The sequence below is a fragment of the Micromonospora sp. NPDC005707 genome (assembly GCF_040631005.1).
In the GTDB taxonomy this organism is placed as follows: domain Bacteria; phylum Actinomycetota; class Actinomycetes; order Mycobacteriales; family Micromonosporaceae; genus Micromonospora.
In genome coordinates, this window is record NZ_JBEXYR010000002.1 from 512,335 (window position 1) to 525,991 (window position 13,657).

The 13,657-nt window shown below is 75.0% G+C and carries 13 protein-coding genes; 4 read left to right on the forward strand and 9 right to left on the reverse strand.

Annotated elements, in window-relative coordinates; all coding sequences use genetic code 11:
- Window positions 1-28: 28 nt before the first annotated feature.
- Complete coding sequence (locus tag ABZ452_RS04950; RefSeq protein WP_357938977.1) at window positions 29-601, reverse strand: helix-turn-helix domain-containing protein; 573 nt, start codon at window positions 599-601, stop codon at window positions 29-31.
- Between the two features lie 568 nt (window positions 602-1,169).
- Here ABZ452_RS04950 and ABZ452_RS04955 point away from each other — a divergent pair.
- Both ABZ452_RS04955 and ABZ452_RS04960 read left to right on the forward strand, forming a co-directional pair.
- The gene (locus tag ABZ452_RS04955) at window positions 1,170-1,703 is read left to right on the forward strand and encodes a sigma-70 family RNA polymerase sigma factor (RefSeq protein WP_357938979.1); all 534 of its coding nucleotides are present in this window, start codon (window positions 1,170-1,172) and stop codon (window positions 1,701-1,703) included.
- A 2-nt stretch (window positions 1,704-1,705) separates the two neighbouring features.
- The gene (locus ABZ452_RS04960) at window positions 1,706-2,890 is read left to right on the forward strand and encodes a hypothetical protein (protein WP_357938981.1); all 1,185 of its coding nucleotides are present in this window, start codon (window positions 1,706-1,708) and stop codon (window positions 2,888-2,890) included.
- On the opposite strand, the gene hemB is transcribed toward ABZ452_RS04960, so the two are convergent.
- From hemB to ABZ452_RS04985, 5 genes are read right to left on the reverse strand one after another with little or no spacing between them, the layout of a single operon-like run.
- Window positions 2,884-3,867, reverse strand: a complete 984-nt coding sequence (gene hemB / locus ABZ452_RS04965) for a porphobilinogen synthase (RefSeq protein WP_357938983.1) — start codon at window positions 3,865-3,867, stop codon at window positions 2,884-2,886. The genes ABZ452_RS04960 and hemB overlap by 7 nt on opposite strands.
- 13 nt (window positions 3,868-3,880) lie before the next feature.
- Window positions 3,881-5,461 (reverse strand): uroporphyrinogen-III synthase, encoded by a 1,581-nt coding sequence (locus ABZ452_RS04970; protein WP_357938985.1) that lies wholly within the window; start codon window positions 5,459-5,461, stop codon window positions 3,881-3,883.
- Window positions 5,458-6,426: a hydroxymethylbilane synthase gene (gene hemC, locus ABZ452_RS04975; protein ID WP_357938987.1), complete on the reverse strand. Its 969-nt coding sequence runs from the start codon at window positions 6,424-6,426 to the stop codon at window positions 5,458-5,460. Before hemC ends, ABZ452_RS04970 begins: the two co-directional genes overlap by 4 nt.
- Window positions 6,423-7,784: a glutamyl-tRNA reductase gene (locus ABZ452_RS04980; RefSeq protein WP_357938989.1), complete on the reverse strand. Its 1,362-nt coding sequence runs from the start codon at window positions 7,782-7,784 to the stop codon at window positions 6,423-6,425. Before ABZ452_RS04980 ends, hemC begins: the two co-directional genes overlap by 4 nt.
- Window positions 7,781-8,518 carry a redox-sensing transcriptional repressor Rex gene (locus ABZ452_RS04985; RefSeq protein WP_357938991.1) on the reverse strand — a complete coding sequence of 246 codons (738 nt, stop codon included), beginning with the start codon at window positions 8,516-8,518 and terminating at the stop codon, window positions 7,781-7,783. The genes ABZ452_RS04980 and ABZ452_RS04985 overlap by 4 nt, the downstream gene beginning before the upstream one ends.
- A 390-nt stretch (window positions 8,519-8,908) precedes the next feature.
- Between ABZ452_RS04985 and ABZ452_RS04990 the strand changes: the two genes are divergently transcribed.
- Window positions 8,909-10,213, forward strand: coding sequence for a sensor histidine kinase (locus ABZ452_RS04990; protein WP_357938993.1), 1,305 nt, complete (start codon window positions 8,909-8,911; stop codon window positions 10,211-10,213).
- Between the two features lie 98 nt (window positions 10,214-10,311).
- Window positions 10,312-10,974 (forward strand): response regulator transcription factor, encoded by a 663-nt coding sequence (locus tag ABZ452_RS04995; protein WP_357938995.1) that lies wholly within the window; start codon window positions 10,312-10,314, stop codon window positions 10,972-10,974.
- 15 nt (window positions 10,975-10,989) lie between these two features.
- Here the strand turns inward: ABZ452_RS04995 and ABZ452_RS05000 are convergent, their stop codons facing one another.
- The 3 genes from ABZ452_RS05000 to ABZ452_RS05010 are packed head-to-tail and all read right to left on the reverse strand — an operon-like array spanning window position 10,990 to window position 13,534.
- Entirely contained in the window at window positions 10,990-11,637 is a 648-nt protein-coding gene (locus tag ABZ452_RS05000; protein ID WP_357938997.1) for an HAD hydrolase-like protein, read from the reverse strand.
- 21 nt (window positions 11,638-11,658) lie between these two features.
- Window positions 11,659-11,913: a glutaredoxin family protein gene (locus tag ABZ452_RS05005; protein ID WP_357938999.1), complete on the reverse strand. Its 255-nt coding sequence runs from the start codon at window positions 11,911-11,913 to the stop codon at window positions 11,659-11,661.
- Window positions 11,903-13,534: an AMP-binding protein gene (locus tag ABZ452_RS05010; protein WP_357939001.1), complete on the reverse strand. Its 1,632-nt coding sequence runs from the start codon at window positions 13,532-13,534 to the stop codon at window positions 11,903-11,905. The genes ABZ452_RS05005 and ABZ452_RS05010 overlap by 11 nt, the downstream gene beginning before the upstream one ends.
- Window positions 13,535-13,657: the final 123 nt, after the last annotated feature.

The window sequence follows — 13,657 nt, forward strand, 5'->3', positions numbered from 1 at the left end:
GGTATCGCGAAGCGGCCCGTCGCCCGGCTCACCAGCCGGGCGGCGGGCCGTTGCGGTAGCCGCACCGCTGCCGGTCGGGCGGCGGCGGCACGCCCCGGTACTTGGCCACCCGCACCTCCCACTGGCTCCGCCTGCGGAGGTCGTCGCGGTGCGCCCGGTCCCGGTAGAAGGTTTCCGGTGGCCGGGCCAGCCCGTACCGGTCGGCCCACCACTCCCCCGGCTCCGGATCGGCGATCACGTCCAGGTGGGACGGGTACCGGCGCTCGGCGCCGTCTCGCAGGTCGTCGCGGTCGCGCATCGGGCTGAGCACACGGCCGAACTCGTCGACCACGGCGAGCCGGAACCCGGCCACGCCGATGATCCGGCGCAGCATGGCGATGCTCGGGGTCAGCGTGCCGGCCTCGATCCGCCCGATGGTCGTGGGATGCACCCGGGCGACCCGGGCGAGTTCCCGCTGGCTGACGTCGGCCCGGCGGCGGACCGCCCGAACGATGCCCGACGCGGGCCACGGGATGTTGAAGGGCTCGGTGAGCATCGTGGGCGGCTCGACAGGTTCATCGGTCGTGACCGCCGGTTCGTCAGGGGTGGCCGGGGCGCTCATGGACCCAGGCTCTTTCCACGCGCCTGAACGCGGCAACCCCGACCGGCCCGGCTGTGGACAGCCGAGGCGCCTGTGGACAGGTCGCGCCTCGCCGGCGGTCTGTGCCGTCCCCTGCCGGTACGCATGCTCATTCGCGTGGCCGCGCGAGGCGGGCGGGCCGGCGGGCGCCAGTAGTCCCGGCTCCTCTGGCGAGGCCGGATGCCGTGACCGAGCGTAAGGGGAGCGGCGCGTCACTCAACGTAACTCGACCTCGCTGCCGGTCGGCGCAGCCCCGGCGAAGAAAAGCCCTCTCTACGGACAAAGGAGGCACGAGCGCCGCGGCGGCCGCACCCCCTCCACCCCGCTTTGCTCTGCAGCCACATAGGCACCGGACACGGACGGTTGCTGCTGCGCCGGTGGCTGCAGAGCAAAGCCGGCGTCGGTGGGCGGTCGGGGTCGCGCAGGCTCGGTACGCACAGTGACAATGGCGCGCGGCGGCGCCGAGCGAACCGGCTCGGATACGGGCACCGGCCGATCCCTCCGTGCGACAACCCGGGAACGAAATCCGCCTCCGGAGCGTGTACCGGACATGGGAAGCCACCTCTCGGCCCCGCCCGGTCCGCCGGACGTGCTGCCGCGCGACCGCGACACGTCCCCGCACCTGCCGTTCGAGCAGTTCTACCGGGACCACGTGGACCGGATCCACCGCGCGCTCGCGCTGGCCGTCGGGGACACCGCGGTGGCCCGGGAGGCGACCGACGAGGCGATGGTTCGGGCGTACGCCCGGTGGGACCGGGTGCGCCGGCTGGACAACCCGGGCGGCTGGGTCTTCCGGGTCGGGCTGAACTGGGCCACCTCGTGGTGGCGGAAGGTGCGCCGGGAACGGCCGCCGGCCGAGGACCGGCACCCGGCGACGGCGGCGCCGGACCCGGCCGGGCTTGCCGCCCGGTCGGCCCTGGAGCGGCTGCCCGTCGGCCAGCGCACCGTGGTCGTCTGCCGCGTGCTGCTGGACCTCTCCACCGCCGAGACCGCCGCCGTGCTGGACCTGACCGAGGGCACCGTCCGCAGCCGCCTATCCCGTGGGCTGGCCGAGCTGCGGGCCGCGCTGGCCGAGGAGGAGTGACCGTGGACGTCGTACCCGAGGACCTGGCCGAGCTGGTCCACCGCGCCGCTCGCGCGACCGCGCCGTACCCGGCGGATCTGGCGGCGCTGCGCCGGCGGGCCCGGGTCCGCCGGCGCCGGCGGACCGCGACGGCCGTGGCGGGCCTGGTGGTCCTGGTCGCGCTCACCGGCGGCGCCGTGCCGCTGCTCGCCGGCGGGCACCGGACGGCGGCACCCCTGGCCGCGCCGTCCCCGTCGCCGGCCGTTCCCGGCGCGCCGTCGCCCACCGTCTCCGGCTCGCCGCCGCCGGCCTCCAGGCCGGCGCAGCGGCTGCTGCTCAGCGGCGATGGCGGCACCGTGGGACCGCACCGGGCCACCCCGGAGATCGGCCTGGTCCCCGGCGTCGCGGACGAGCTGCGCGGCGACGGCTCGGTGGTACGGCACCGGGTGCCCGCCGGCTGGGAGGAGACCGTGGCACTGCCCGACGGACGGCTGGTCGGCCTCAAGCTCACCGACCTCATGCCCGGCGTACGGCGGACGGACGGCCCGGGCGTGGCCGGCCTCTCCATCAAGCTCGTGGTGCTCACCGCCGACGGACGCGCCGAGGTCAGCCGGGAGGTCCGGGTCAGGGGCCAGGCCCTCGGACTGGCCGGCGCCGACGCGCGGTACGCCTACCTGGTCCGGGACGGGGTGGGCCTGGTGTCCCACGAGCTGGCCACCGGCCGAGAGAAGACCCTGATCCGGGTGCCGAGGAAGGTCGACGGCGAGCTGCCGTTCCGCGAGGCCGACGTGGCGGCCGGCCGCGTGGTGTCGGTGACCGGGGCAGCCGACATGACCCGCTGCCAGCTCGACGTACGCCGGCTGGCCGGTGGGAGCCGGATGTCGCGGCTGACGGTGGCCGGCGAGTGTGCCCCGTCGGTCCGGCTCTCCCCGGACGGCAGCCTCGTCGCGGTCCCCTACCGCCGCCCGAACGGCCGGAACCTCGATTACCGGCTGGCGATCCTGGACACGGCTACCGGTCAGCGCCGGGCCGACCAGCCACTCGGAACGGCCAGCCCGACCTACGGCCTGACGGGCGGCGGGACCTGGGGCGCCGCCTGGGTCGACGACACCACCGTGCGTGTGGTGTGGGCGCAGCTACCGGACCCGCCCCGGAAGGTCTACCGCGTGGCGGAGCTGGCCCGGGTGGTGACCGTCAGCGTTCAGTAGCGCTGGCGGAGCAGCTGGGCCGCCTCGACCGCCCAGTAGGTGAGGATGATCTGCGCGCCGGCCCGGCGGATCGAGGTGAGCGTCTCCAGGATCGTCCGCTCGCGGTCGATCCAGCCGTTCGCGGCGGCCGCCTCGACCATCGCGTACTCGCCGGAGACCTGGTAGGCGGCGACCGGGACGTCGACCGCGGCCCGGACGGCCGCCACCACGTCGAGGTAGGGCAGGGCCGGCTTGACCATCACCATGTCGGCGCCCTCGGCGACGTCCAGCTCGACCTCGCGCAGCGACTCCCGCAGGTTCGCCGGATCCTGCTGGTAGGTGCGCCGGTCGCCCTCGAGGGCCGACTCGACGGCGTCGCGGAACGGCCCGAAGAACGCGGAGGCGTACTTGACGGCGTACGCGAGCACCGAGACGTCCTGGTGCCCGGCGGCGTCCAGGGCCCGGCGGACGACGCCGACCTGGCCGTCCATCATCCCGGACGGCCCGACCACGTGGACCCCGGCGTCGGCCTGGGCGACCGCCATCCGGGCGTACTCGGTGAGGGTGGCGTCGTTGTCCACGGCGCCGTCGGGGGTGAGCACGCCGCAGTGCCCGTGCGAGGTGAACTCGTCCAGGCAGAGGTCGCTCATCACCACGGTGGCGTCGCCGACCTCGGCGATCACGTCCCGGATGGCCACGTTGAGGATGCCGTCCGGGTCGATGCCGCCCGACCCGGTCTCGTCCCGCGTCGCCGGCACCCCGAAGAGCATGATCCCGCCGACCCCGGCCTGGACCGCCTCGACGGCGGCCTTGCGCAGCGAGTCCCGGGAGTGCTGGAGCACCCCCGGGAGCGACGCCACGGCACGCGGCTCGGTCAGCCCCTCCTTGACGAACATCGGCACGACCAGCTCGGCCGGGTCGACGCGGGTCTCGGAGACCAGCCGCCGCACGGCCGCGTTACGGCGCAGCCGGCGGGGCCGGATCTCGGGGTACGACATGAGGAGCCTCCTGTCAGCGGAACCTCAGGGCGGTCGGGCCCTGCACCTTCGAGCCCCGGCGCTGCTTGGCCGGCATGGCGGCGAGCTTCTCGCGCAGCTCGACGGCGTAGGCGGCGAGCGCCTCCACCAGGTCGGGGACCGAGGCGTGCGGCGGCTGCACGTCGACCCGCAGGCCGAACTCCGTCGCGGTCTCCGCCGTCTTGGGCCCGATAACGGCAACAACGGTACGCGCGTGCGGCTTCCCGGCGATGCCGACCAGGTTCCGGACGGTCGAGGACGAGGTGAAGAGCACCGCGTCGAAACCGCCCGACTTGATCGCGTCGCGGATCTCGGCGGGCGGCGGCGCGGCCCGGACGGTCCGGTACGCGGTCACGTCGTCGACCTCCCAGCCCCGCTCGGTGAGCCCGGCGGCCAGGGTCTCGGTGGCGATGTCGGCGCGCGGCAGCAGCACCCGGCCGACCGGGTCGAGGATCTCGTCGTGCGGCGAGAACTCGGCCAGCAGGCCCTCGGAGGACTGCTCCCCGGAGGGGATGAGCTCCGGCTGGATGCCGAAGGCACGGACCGCCTCGGCGGTGGCCTCGCCGATGCAGGCGATCTTGACGCCGCCGAAGTGGCGGGCGTCCAGGCCGTGCTCGGCGAACTTCTCCCAGACCGCCCGGACCGCGTTCACCGAGGTGAAGATCACCCAGGCGTACCGGCCGTCGACCAGGCCCTTGACCGCCCGCTCCATCTGGGCCGGGGTGCGCGGCGGCTCGACCGCGATGGTCGGCACCTCGCACGGGATCGCCCCGTACGCGCGCAGCCGCGCGCTCATGGCGCCGGCCTGCTCCTTGGTGCGGGGGACGAGCACCTTCCAGCCGTACAGCGGCCGGTTCTCCCACCAGCTCAGCTTGTCCCGCTCGGAGACGCCCGCGCCGACGGTGAGCACGACCCGGCCGGTGAAGCCGAGCGCCGCCGCGACGAAGGAGTCGACGGTCGACGTGGTGGTGTACTGCGTCTCGCCGGTGCCGTCACCGGTCACCCCGACGGCGGTGGTGCCCTCCACTCCGGCGGCCAGCAGGCCGTCCCGGATGGCGGCCAGGTCACCGGCGTCCACGGCGACGGCCAGGGAGCCCCGGGCCACGGCGGCGGCCAGCGCGTCGAAGTCCAGCGTGGTGACGTCCTCGACGTCGGCGGCGGTGCGCACCCCGGGCAGCGGCACACCGGCGTAGGTGGCCACACCCTCGGCCTGGCCGACGCCCGGCACCACCTCGAAGTGCGCGGCGGTACGCGCGACCGCCTGCACCTCCTTGACCACCGAGTCGTGGCCGAACGGGTCACCGGCGACCAGGTGCACGGCGTTCTGGCCGGACCGGGCCGCCGAGATCAGCACCTTCGCCACATCCCCCGGCACACCCTCGGCGGGGCTGAACTCGGCGTCGGGCCTGGCCTGGGCGCGGACGTGCTCGAGCAGCGACTCGGGGACTCCCCGGTCGTACACCACCTGGTCGGCGTCGACCAGGGCGTCCAGCGCCCGGCGGGTCAGCAGGCCCGGGTCGCCGGGACCGGCCCCGACGAACGCGATCCGGCCTACGGGCTTACGGGTGCGGGTCATTCTGTGCTCCCAAATTGCTGGGTCCCCGGGCCGGCGTGTCCTTCTTGGCCGAGGATCGAGTCGGCGCCGAGTTCGAGGAGTTCGGCGGCGAGTGCCTTGCCGATCTCCGCCGCGTCGGCGGGCGTTCCGGTGCGGGACAGCCGGAGGTCACGGGTGCCGTCCGGGCTGATCACCGCCCCGCGCAGGTAGATCTCTTCACCGGCGTCCCCCTCGGCGAGTTCGCCGTAGGCGGCGACGGGTGCGCTGCACCCGGCCTCCAGGGTGGCCAGCAGTGCCCGCTCCGCGACGACCGCGGCGCGGGACGGTGCGTGGTCGAGCACGCCGAGCAGCTCGACCAGGTCCTGATCGTCGATCCGGCACTCCACGGCCAGTGCGCCCTGGGCGGGCGCCGGCAGCATCAGCATCGGATCGAGCGTCTCGGTGATGGCGTCGGTCCGGCCGATGCGGGCGAGTCCCGCCCGGGCCAGCACGACGGCGTCGAGGTCGGCGTCCGGGCCGAGCACCCGGCCGAGGCGGGTGTCGATGTTGCCCCGGATCGGGGTGACCTCCAGTTGCAGGCCGAGGGCGTGCAGCTGGGCGATGCGGCGCAGCGCGCCGGTGCCGACCCGCGCGCCGGGCGGCAGCTCGGCGAGGGTGCGGCCGTCCTTGGCGATCAGCGCGTCCCGCGGGTCCTGCCGGGTCGGCACGGCGGCGATGTGCAGGCCGGGCGCCGCCGCGGTGGGCAGGTCCTTGTACGAGTGGACGGCGAAGTCGATCTCCCGGGCGGTCAGCGCGTCCCGCAGCGCGGAGACGAAGACGCCGACGCCGAGCCGGTGCACCGGGGCCGTGGAGCGGTCGCCGGCGGTCACCACCTCGACCAGCTCGACCGGGCGGCCGGTGGCCGCGGTGAGCGCCTCGGCGACGTGGCCGGACTGGGCCATCGCCAGGGCGCTGCCCCGGGTGCCGAGGCGCAGGGGGGCGGTCATCGCGCACCTCCGGTGGGCGGGGTGGTGTCGGCCGGCAGGACGATCTCCGCCTCCACCACGTCGGGGACGGTGTCGACCGGGGAGGTCTGCGGCACCTCGAGGTCGAACAGCTCACGCAGCAGGGCCGCGTACTGGTCGCCGCCGGGCTCGGCCGCGAGCTGGCGGACCCGGACGGTGGGCTGGTGCAGCAGCCGCTGGACCACCCGGTGCACGGTGCGGGCGACCTCGGCGCGCTGGTCGTCGGTGAGGTCGGGGCGGCGCTGGGCCAGCCGGCGCAGCTCGGCGGCGACCACGTCGTCGGCGCGCCCGCGCAGGGCCGCCACGGTGGGCGCGACGTCGGCGCCGCGCAGCCAGCTCAGGAACGCCTCGACCTCACCGGCCACGATCCGGGCCACCTCGGCGGCGTCGGCGGCGGCCGGGCCGTCGGCGAGGATCCCCGCCATCCGGTCGATGTCGATCACCTCGACGCCGGGCAGCTCGGCCACGCCCTCCTCGACGTCGCGCGGGACGGCCAGGTCGAGCAGGACCAGCGGGCCCCGGGCGGCGTCCCGGCGGGCCAGCGCCCGGGTCACCACCTCGCGGGTGAGGACCGGCTCCGTGGCCGCGGTGGCGGCCACCACGATGTCCACCGTGGTGAGCGCGTCGACCAGCCCGGCCATGGGCACGGCGGACGCGCCGTAGGACTCGGCCAGCCGGACGGCCCGGTCGGCGCCCCGGTTGGTGACGGTGAGCGGGCCGGCGCCCAGCCGGGAGAGGGTGGCGACGCCCAGCGAGCCCATCGCACCCGCACCGACCACCATGGCGGGCCGGCCGGTCAGGTCGCCGTCGAGCAGGTCCGCGGCCAGGTCGAGGGCGGCGGTGACCACGCTCTGCCCGGCCCGGTCGATGTTGGTCTCGGCGTGCGCGCGCTTGCCCACGCGCAGCGCCTGCTGCATCAGCTCGTGCAGCAGCCGGCCGGCGGAGTCGGCGCCGCTGGCCGAGTGGTAGGCGTCGCGGAGCTGGCCGAGAATCTGCGCCTCGCCGACCACCATCGAGTCCAGCCCGGTGGCCACCCGGAAGGCGTGGTCCACGGCGGCGGCGTCGTAGTGCACGTAGAGGTGGGGGGCGAGCGCCGCCGGCGGGGCGCCGGCCTGGTCGGCCAGGACCGCGCAGATGTCACCGAGGCCGCCGTGGAAGCCGGTGACGGCCGCGTACACCTCGACGCGGTTGCAGGTGGAGACCAGCACGGCCTCGGCGACGTACGGCTGGGCGACCAGGCGGTCCAGGGTGCGGGTGAGGTCCGCGGGCGGGACCGCCAGCTGCTCCAGCGTGGCGACCGGGGCGGTGCGGTAGGACGCGCCGACGACGAGCAGTTTCACGTGCCGATCGCCTCCTGGGTGTCGGTGGCCGCGAGCCCGCCGGGTAGCGCGGTCAGCGACGCCTTGCGGTGTTCGTGGAAGGACAGGATCTGCAGCTCGATCGCGAGGTCGACCTTGCGCACGTCGACCCCCTCCGGAACCGAGAGTACGCAGGGTGCGAAGTTGAGGATGCTCGTCACGCCGACGGCGACGAGCTGATCCGCGACCGCCTGGGCGGCCGGCGCCGGGGTGGCGATCACGCCGATCGAGATCGACTCCTCGACGGCGACCCGGGGCAGCTCGTCGACATGCCGGACGACCAGCCCGTTGATCTCCTCGCCGACGCGCGACGGGTCGGCGTCGAGGAGCGCGGCGATCCGGAAGCCACGGCTGGCGAAGCCGTCGTAGCCGGCCAGGGCGTGACCGAGGTTACCCACGCCGACCAGCGCGACCGCGCGGCACTGGGTGAGGCCGAGCACCGACTCGATCTGCTCGATCAGCAGCGTGACGTCGTAGCCGACGCCCCGGGTGCCGTACGAGCCGAGGTGGGAGAGGTCCTTGCGGAGCTTCGCCGAGTTGACCCCGGCGACGTTGGCCAGCCCCTCGCTGGACACCGTCTCGTGGCCGGTGTCGGCGAGCGCGTGCAGGGCGCGGAGGTATTCCGGAAGCCGCGCGACGGTCGCCTCGGGCAGGTCCGGGAGCGCCGGTACGGCACCGGCGCGGCCGGGCGCGCCTGGGTGACGGTGCTGACTCATGAGACTCCGTGCGGTGCGATCCTCGACCAGCGACGGTGACCGGTCGTTCCGGGACTCCCGCTGGCGACCGTTGTTGCCGGCTGTGCTAGCAGGGCGCGTCGGAACTACAGAGTAGGCGCTTGTGAAGAGGTGCACAAATCGCGATCTTGCTAGCTCGCGACGCGCCTCCACCTGCCACTCCATTCCCGCAAGATCGATAGACGGAGCTCCCTCGGCACCGCGTGGCGATTATTGCTCAATCCCGACTTCTCTGACCAATCGCGCGCGCCCGGTAGCGCTGTGTCATCGCCGGGGAGAGGCGCGCATCACTCGGACGGTAGGGAGAACCCCACCCCGGAGAGACCCGCGCACGGGATGGGTCGGGCCGCCCCGGGCTCATAGCCTCGGAGCATGACCGCCGTACCGCTGGGCGCCGCGCCCACCCCCACCACACCCGTCCGGGGCCTCGTCGGCCAACTCCTGCGCGACTCCGGCTACGTGCTCTTCAGCCTCCCGCTGGCGCTCGTCGGCTTCGTGCTGGCCGTGACGGGGATCTCGCTCACCGCCGGCCTGCTGGTCACCACGCTCGGCCTGCCGGTCCTCGCCGGCACCCTGTACGTGGCCCGGGGGCTGGCCGACCTGGAGCGGCTGCGCCTGCGCGCCGTGCTGCGCCAGCCCCGGGTCCGCCCGGTCTACCTGACGCCGGAGCGGGGCGCCGGCTTCTGGCGGCGGGTCCTCACCCCGATGCGCGACACGCAGTCCTGGCTCGACCTGCTGCACGCCTTCGTCCGGCTGCTGGTGACCCTGCCCACCTTCGTGGTGGTGCTGGTCTGGTGGGCGCTGGCGCTGACCGGCACGCTCTACGGCGCGTACGACTGGGCCATCCCGCGCGGCCCCGACGACCAGGACCTGAGCCAGCTCCTCGGGATGGGCGACGGGGCCGGGGCACGGATCGCCCTGAACACCGCGATCGGGCTGTTCGCCCTGTTCACCCTGCCCCTGGTGGCCCGGGCCTGTGCCCGGATCCAGGGCGCCGTGGCGTACTCGCTGCTGACCGGGGTGGCCGAGATGCGGCAGCGGATCACCACGTTGGAGGAGCAGAAGCGGGCCGCCGCGTCCGCCGAGGCGTCCGCCCTGCGCCGGCTGGAGCGGGACATCCACGACGGGCCGCAGCAGCGCCTGGTCCGCCTCGCCATGGACCTCAGCCGGGCCCGCCAGCAGCTCGCCGCCGACCCGGAGGCGGCCCGGCGGACCCTGGACGAGGCGGTCAGCCAGACCCGGGACACCCTCGACGAGCTGCGCGCCCTGTCCCGGGGCATCGCCCCGCCGATCCTGGTCGACCGGGGCCTGCCCAGCGCGCTGGCCGCGCTCGCCGCCCGCGCCCTGGTCCCCACCGAGCTGCTGGTCGACGACGAGCTGGGCACCAGCGGCGGGCGGCTCGACCCGGCGCTGGAGAGCACCGCCTACTTCGTGGTGGCCGAGGCGCTGACCAACGTCGCCAAGCACAGCCGGGCGGACGCCTGCCGGGTCGAGGTGACCCGGAAGGTGGGCCGGCTGGAGATCACCGTGGTCGACGACGGGATCGGCGGCGCCCACCTGGCCAAGGGGCACGGGCTGAGCGGCATCGCCGACCGGGTCCGGGCCGCCGGCGGGACGCTCGAGGTGGCCAGCCCGACCGGCGGGCCGACCCGGATCCACGCGGAACTGCCCCGGTGACGCCGGACGGCCGAAACCCGGCCGCCACGCCGCCGTACGGCGCTCCGGACCCGGTAAGGGCCGCCTCGTGGATCCAGGACGTGATAGACACCGGACCCATGCGGGTGGTGATCGCGGACGACGCCGTGCTGCTCCGGGAGGGGCTGGTCCGGCTGCTGACCGAGTCGGGACATGAGGTGGTGGCCGCCGTCGGTGACGGTGACGCCCTGGTCGAGGCGGTGGTGACACACCGGCCGGACATCTCGGTGGTGGACGTGCGGATGCCGCCGTCGCACACCGACGAGGGGCTGCGGGCGGCCGTGGAGGCCCGCCGGCGGGTGCCGCGTACGCCGGTCCTGGTGCTCTCCCAGTACGTCGAGGTGTCGTACGCCGACGACCTGCTCGCCACCACCGGCGGCGGGGCCGGCGGGGGCGGGATCGGCTACCTGCTCAAGGACCGGGTGGCCGCGATCGACGAGTTCCTGGACGCGCTGGCCCGGGTGGCGGGCGGCGGCACGGTGCTGGACCCGGAGGTGATCAGCCAGCTCCTGGTCCGGCGCCGCCGGAACGACCCGCTGGCCGAGCTGACCCCGCGCGAACGCGAGGTGCTCGCCCTGATGGCCGAGGGCCGCTCCAACACCGCGATCGCCCGCGCCCTGGTGGTCAGCGACGGCGCCGTCGAGAAGCACGTGCGCAACATCTTCACCAAGCTGGACCTGCCGCCGGACGCCACCAACCACCACCGCCGGGTCCTGGCGGTCCTCACCCACCTCCGCGCCTGAGGCCGCCCGCGCCGATCAGAGCGCCCGGGCGAGGGTGACCGCCTCGGTGAGCGTGTCGGCCACCGGGTGGCCGGAGGTGCGCAGGCGGGCCGGGTCGGAGAGGCCGCCGGTGTAGAGGACGCAGCGGGCGCCGACGGACAGCGCGGCGTCGGCGTCGTCGAGCGAGTCACCGATGAGCACCACGTGCCGGCCGTCGAGACCCAGCTCCGCGAGGTGCTTCTCCAGCCACTCCGCCTTCGGGCCGCCGCCGACCGCGGCGCGCAGCCCGTCCACCCGGCTGAAGTGCGGGGTCAGCCCGTAGGTCCGCACCGTGGGCACCAGCTCGTCGTGGAACCACATGGACAGCAGCGACTGGCTGCCCGGCCAGGAGGCGATCGCGGCGGTGGCGTCGGCGGCCAGCGCGCAGCTCGTCAACCCGGCCCGGTACGCCTCGTGGAAGACCCGGTCGAGCCGGCCGAACGCCTCGTCGTCGATGGCCTGGCCGAGCATCTCGGCGTAGTAGTCGGCGATCGGGCGGCGGAACCGCACCCGGTGCTCGTCGGCCGTGACCGCCGGGCCGCCGGCACTGGCGAAGGCGACGTTGGTGGCCCGCACCACAAGGTCGAGGTCGTCGAGGAGGGTTCCGTTCCAGTCCCACACCAGGTGGCGGCGCGCAGCGGTCATCGGTGCACTGTAAGGGGCCGTTCAGAGCTGCGGGGTGGTCAGGTCCCGCAGCAGCCGCTCCTCCTCCACACGCCAGTAGCCGTGCTCCTTGCCGTCGAGCAGCACCACGGGCAGCCGGTCGCCGTAGTCCCGCTCCAGTTCGAGGTCGCCCGTCACGTCCTTCTCGACCCAGCGGTCGCCGGTCACCGCCACCACCCGGTCGAGCGCCGCCTTCGCGTCCTCGCAGAGTTGGCAGCCGGGCCGGGTGATGAGGGTGAGCCGGGGGTCACTGGACATCGGATACCTCCGTGCGGATCTGGGTCGGCGACGCGGGCGCGGGCACCGGACGCGCCGCCGGGCGGAGCTCGGTCTTGCGTACCTTGCCGATCGCCGAGTGGGGCAGGTCGTCGACGAACTCGACGGCGGTCGGGCACTTGAACCGGGCCAGGTTACGCGCGCAGTGGCCGAGCAGCTCCTCCGTCGTCACCGTCGAGCCGGCCGCCCGCACCACGTACGCCCGGACAGTCTCGCCGGTCCGCGGGTGCGGCACCCCCAGGACGGCCGACTCGGCCACCCCGGGATGCGCCTGGAGCACCTGTTCCACCTCGTGCGGGTAGACGTTGAAGCCGTTGACCAGGATCAGCTCGCCGAGCCGGTCGACCAGGAAGAGGTCCCCGTCGGAGTCGGCGTACGCCACGTCGCCGGTGGGCCACCAGCCGTCGGGGTCGGGGCCGCCGCGCCCGTCCGGCCAGTAGCCGTCGAAGAGGTTGGCGCCGCGCACCACGATCTGCCCCGGGTCGGTGCCGGCCGGGTCGTCGGAGAGGTCCAGCTCGTCGTCGTCCTCCTCGGCCGCGGGTACCCCGTCGCGCCACAGCTCCGCGCCGTCGGCGCCGACCAGGCGCAGCTCGACGCCGGGCAGCGGGCGGCCGATGGAACCCGGCTTCGGCTCGCCGCCGACCAGGGTGGAGGTGAGCACCGGGGCGGTCTCGGTGAGCCCGTAGCCGACGTGCACCGGGTGCCCGGTCATCTCGGTGAAGCGTGCCCCGACGGCCGGCGGCAGTGGCGCCGCGCCGCACACCGCCACCCGCACCGAATCCAGCGCCGCGGGCCGGTCGCCCGCCGTGTCGGCCCAGGCCAGGAACATCGACGGTACGCCGACGAGCACGCTGACCCGGTGCCGGCCGATCTCGTCGAGCGCCCCGGTCGGGCCCGGCTCGTCGACCAGCACCCCGGTCGCGCCGTGGTGCACGACGGCCCCGAGCCCGGAGTTCAGCCCGTACGCGTGGAAGAGCGGCAGGGCGAGCAGCACGGTGTCGTCGGGGCCGACCACCGGCGGGTCGATCCGGTCGACCTGGGTGTGGTTGGCGGCCAGGGCCCGGTGCGACAGCATGGCGCCCTTGGGCCGGCCCTCGGTGCCGGAGGTGTAGAGCAGGACGGCGAGGTCGTCGCCACCCCGGGCCGGGAACCCGGCCGCCCCGTCACCGTCGGTGACCGGCGGGGTGGTGTGCACGGCGGTGAGGTCGGGCAGGTCGCCGGCGGCCACCCGGCCGGCCACCTCCGGGGCGGCGACCAGCACGGCGGCTCCGGAGTCGGCGAGCACGTGCCGCAGCTCCCGGGCCGTGAAGCCCGGGTTGACCGGCACCGCCACCAGGCCGGCCCGGAGCACGGCCAGATAGGTGATCACGAAGTCCGGGGTGTTGCCGAAGGCGATCGCCACCCGGGCCGGCCGGCGGGCCGGAGCGGACGGCGGCGCCGCCGCGGCCAGCGCCCGGGCGGTCGCGGTGACCGAGGTGTCCAGGGCCGACCAGGTCAGCGTCCGGTCGCGCCAGTGCAGCGCGGGACGGTCACCGTGGGCGGCGGCCGCCCGGCGGAGCCGGTCGGCGAGGTTCGGCGCGGAGCTGTCGGCTGCGTCCTGCACGGTGGCTGAGTCTGGCACAGCCGCGTCCGCCCGGCCACGCCCGAACGGCGGGCCGGTGCCGTGTGGCGGCGCACCCGCCCGCCGGACACGCCGGACACGCGTCCCCTGCACGGGACTGTCCAC

What these genes read in the sequence shown, in the direction of transcription:
- ABZ452_RS04950 (WP_357938977.1), bottom strand. Translation starts at nt 601, where the DNA reads ATGAGCGCCCCGGCCACCCCTGACGAACCGGCGGTCACGACCGATGAA.
- ABZ452_RS04955 (WP_357938979.1), top strand. Translation starts at nt 1,170, where the DNA reads ATGGGAAGCCACCTCTCGGCCCCGCCCGGTCCGCCGGACGTGCTGCCG.
- hemB (WP_357938983.1), bottom strand. Translation starts at nt 3,867, where the DNA reads ATGTCGTACCCCGAGATCCGGCCCCGCCGGCTGCGCCGTAACGCGGCC.
- ABZ452_RS04970 (WP_357938985.1), bottom strand. Translation starts at nt 5,461, where the DNA reads ATGACCCGCACCCGTAAGCCCGTAGGCCGGATCGCGTTCGTCGGGGCC.
- hemC (WP_357938987.1), bottom strand. Translation starts at nt 6,426, where the DNA reads ATGACCGCCCCCCTGCGCCTCGGCACCCGGGGCAGCGCCCTGGCGATG.
- ABZ452_RS04985 (WP_357938991.1), bottom strand. Translation starts at nt 8,518, where the DNA reads ATGAGTCAGCACCGTCACCCAGGCGCGCCCGGCCGCGCCGGTGCCGTA.
- ABZ452_RS04990 (WP_357938993.1), top strand. Translation starts at nt 8,909, where the DNA reads ATGACCGCCGTACCGCTGGGCGCCGCGCCCACCCCCACCACACCCGTC.
- ABZ452_RS04995 (WP_357938995.1), top strand. Translation starts at nt 10,312, where the DNA reads ATGCGGGTGGTGATCGCGGACGACGCCGTGCTGCTCCGGGAGGGGCTG.
- ABZ452_RS05000 (WP_357938997.1), bottom strand. Translation starts at nt 11,637, where the DNA reads ATGACCGCTGCGCGCCGCCACCTGGTGTGGGACTGGAACGGAACCCTC.
- ABZ452_RS05005 (WP_357938999.1), bottom strand. Translation starts at nt 11,913, where the DNA reads ATGTCCAGTGACCCCCGGCTCACCCTCATCACCCGGCCCGGCTGCCAA.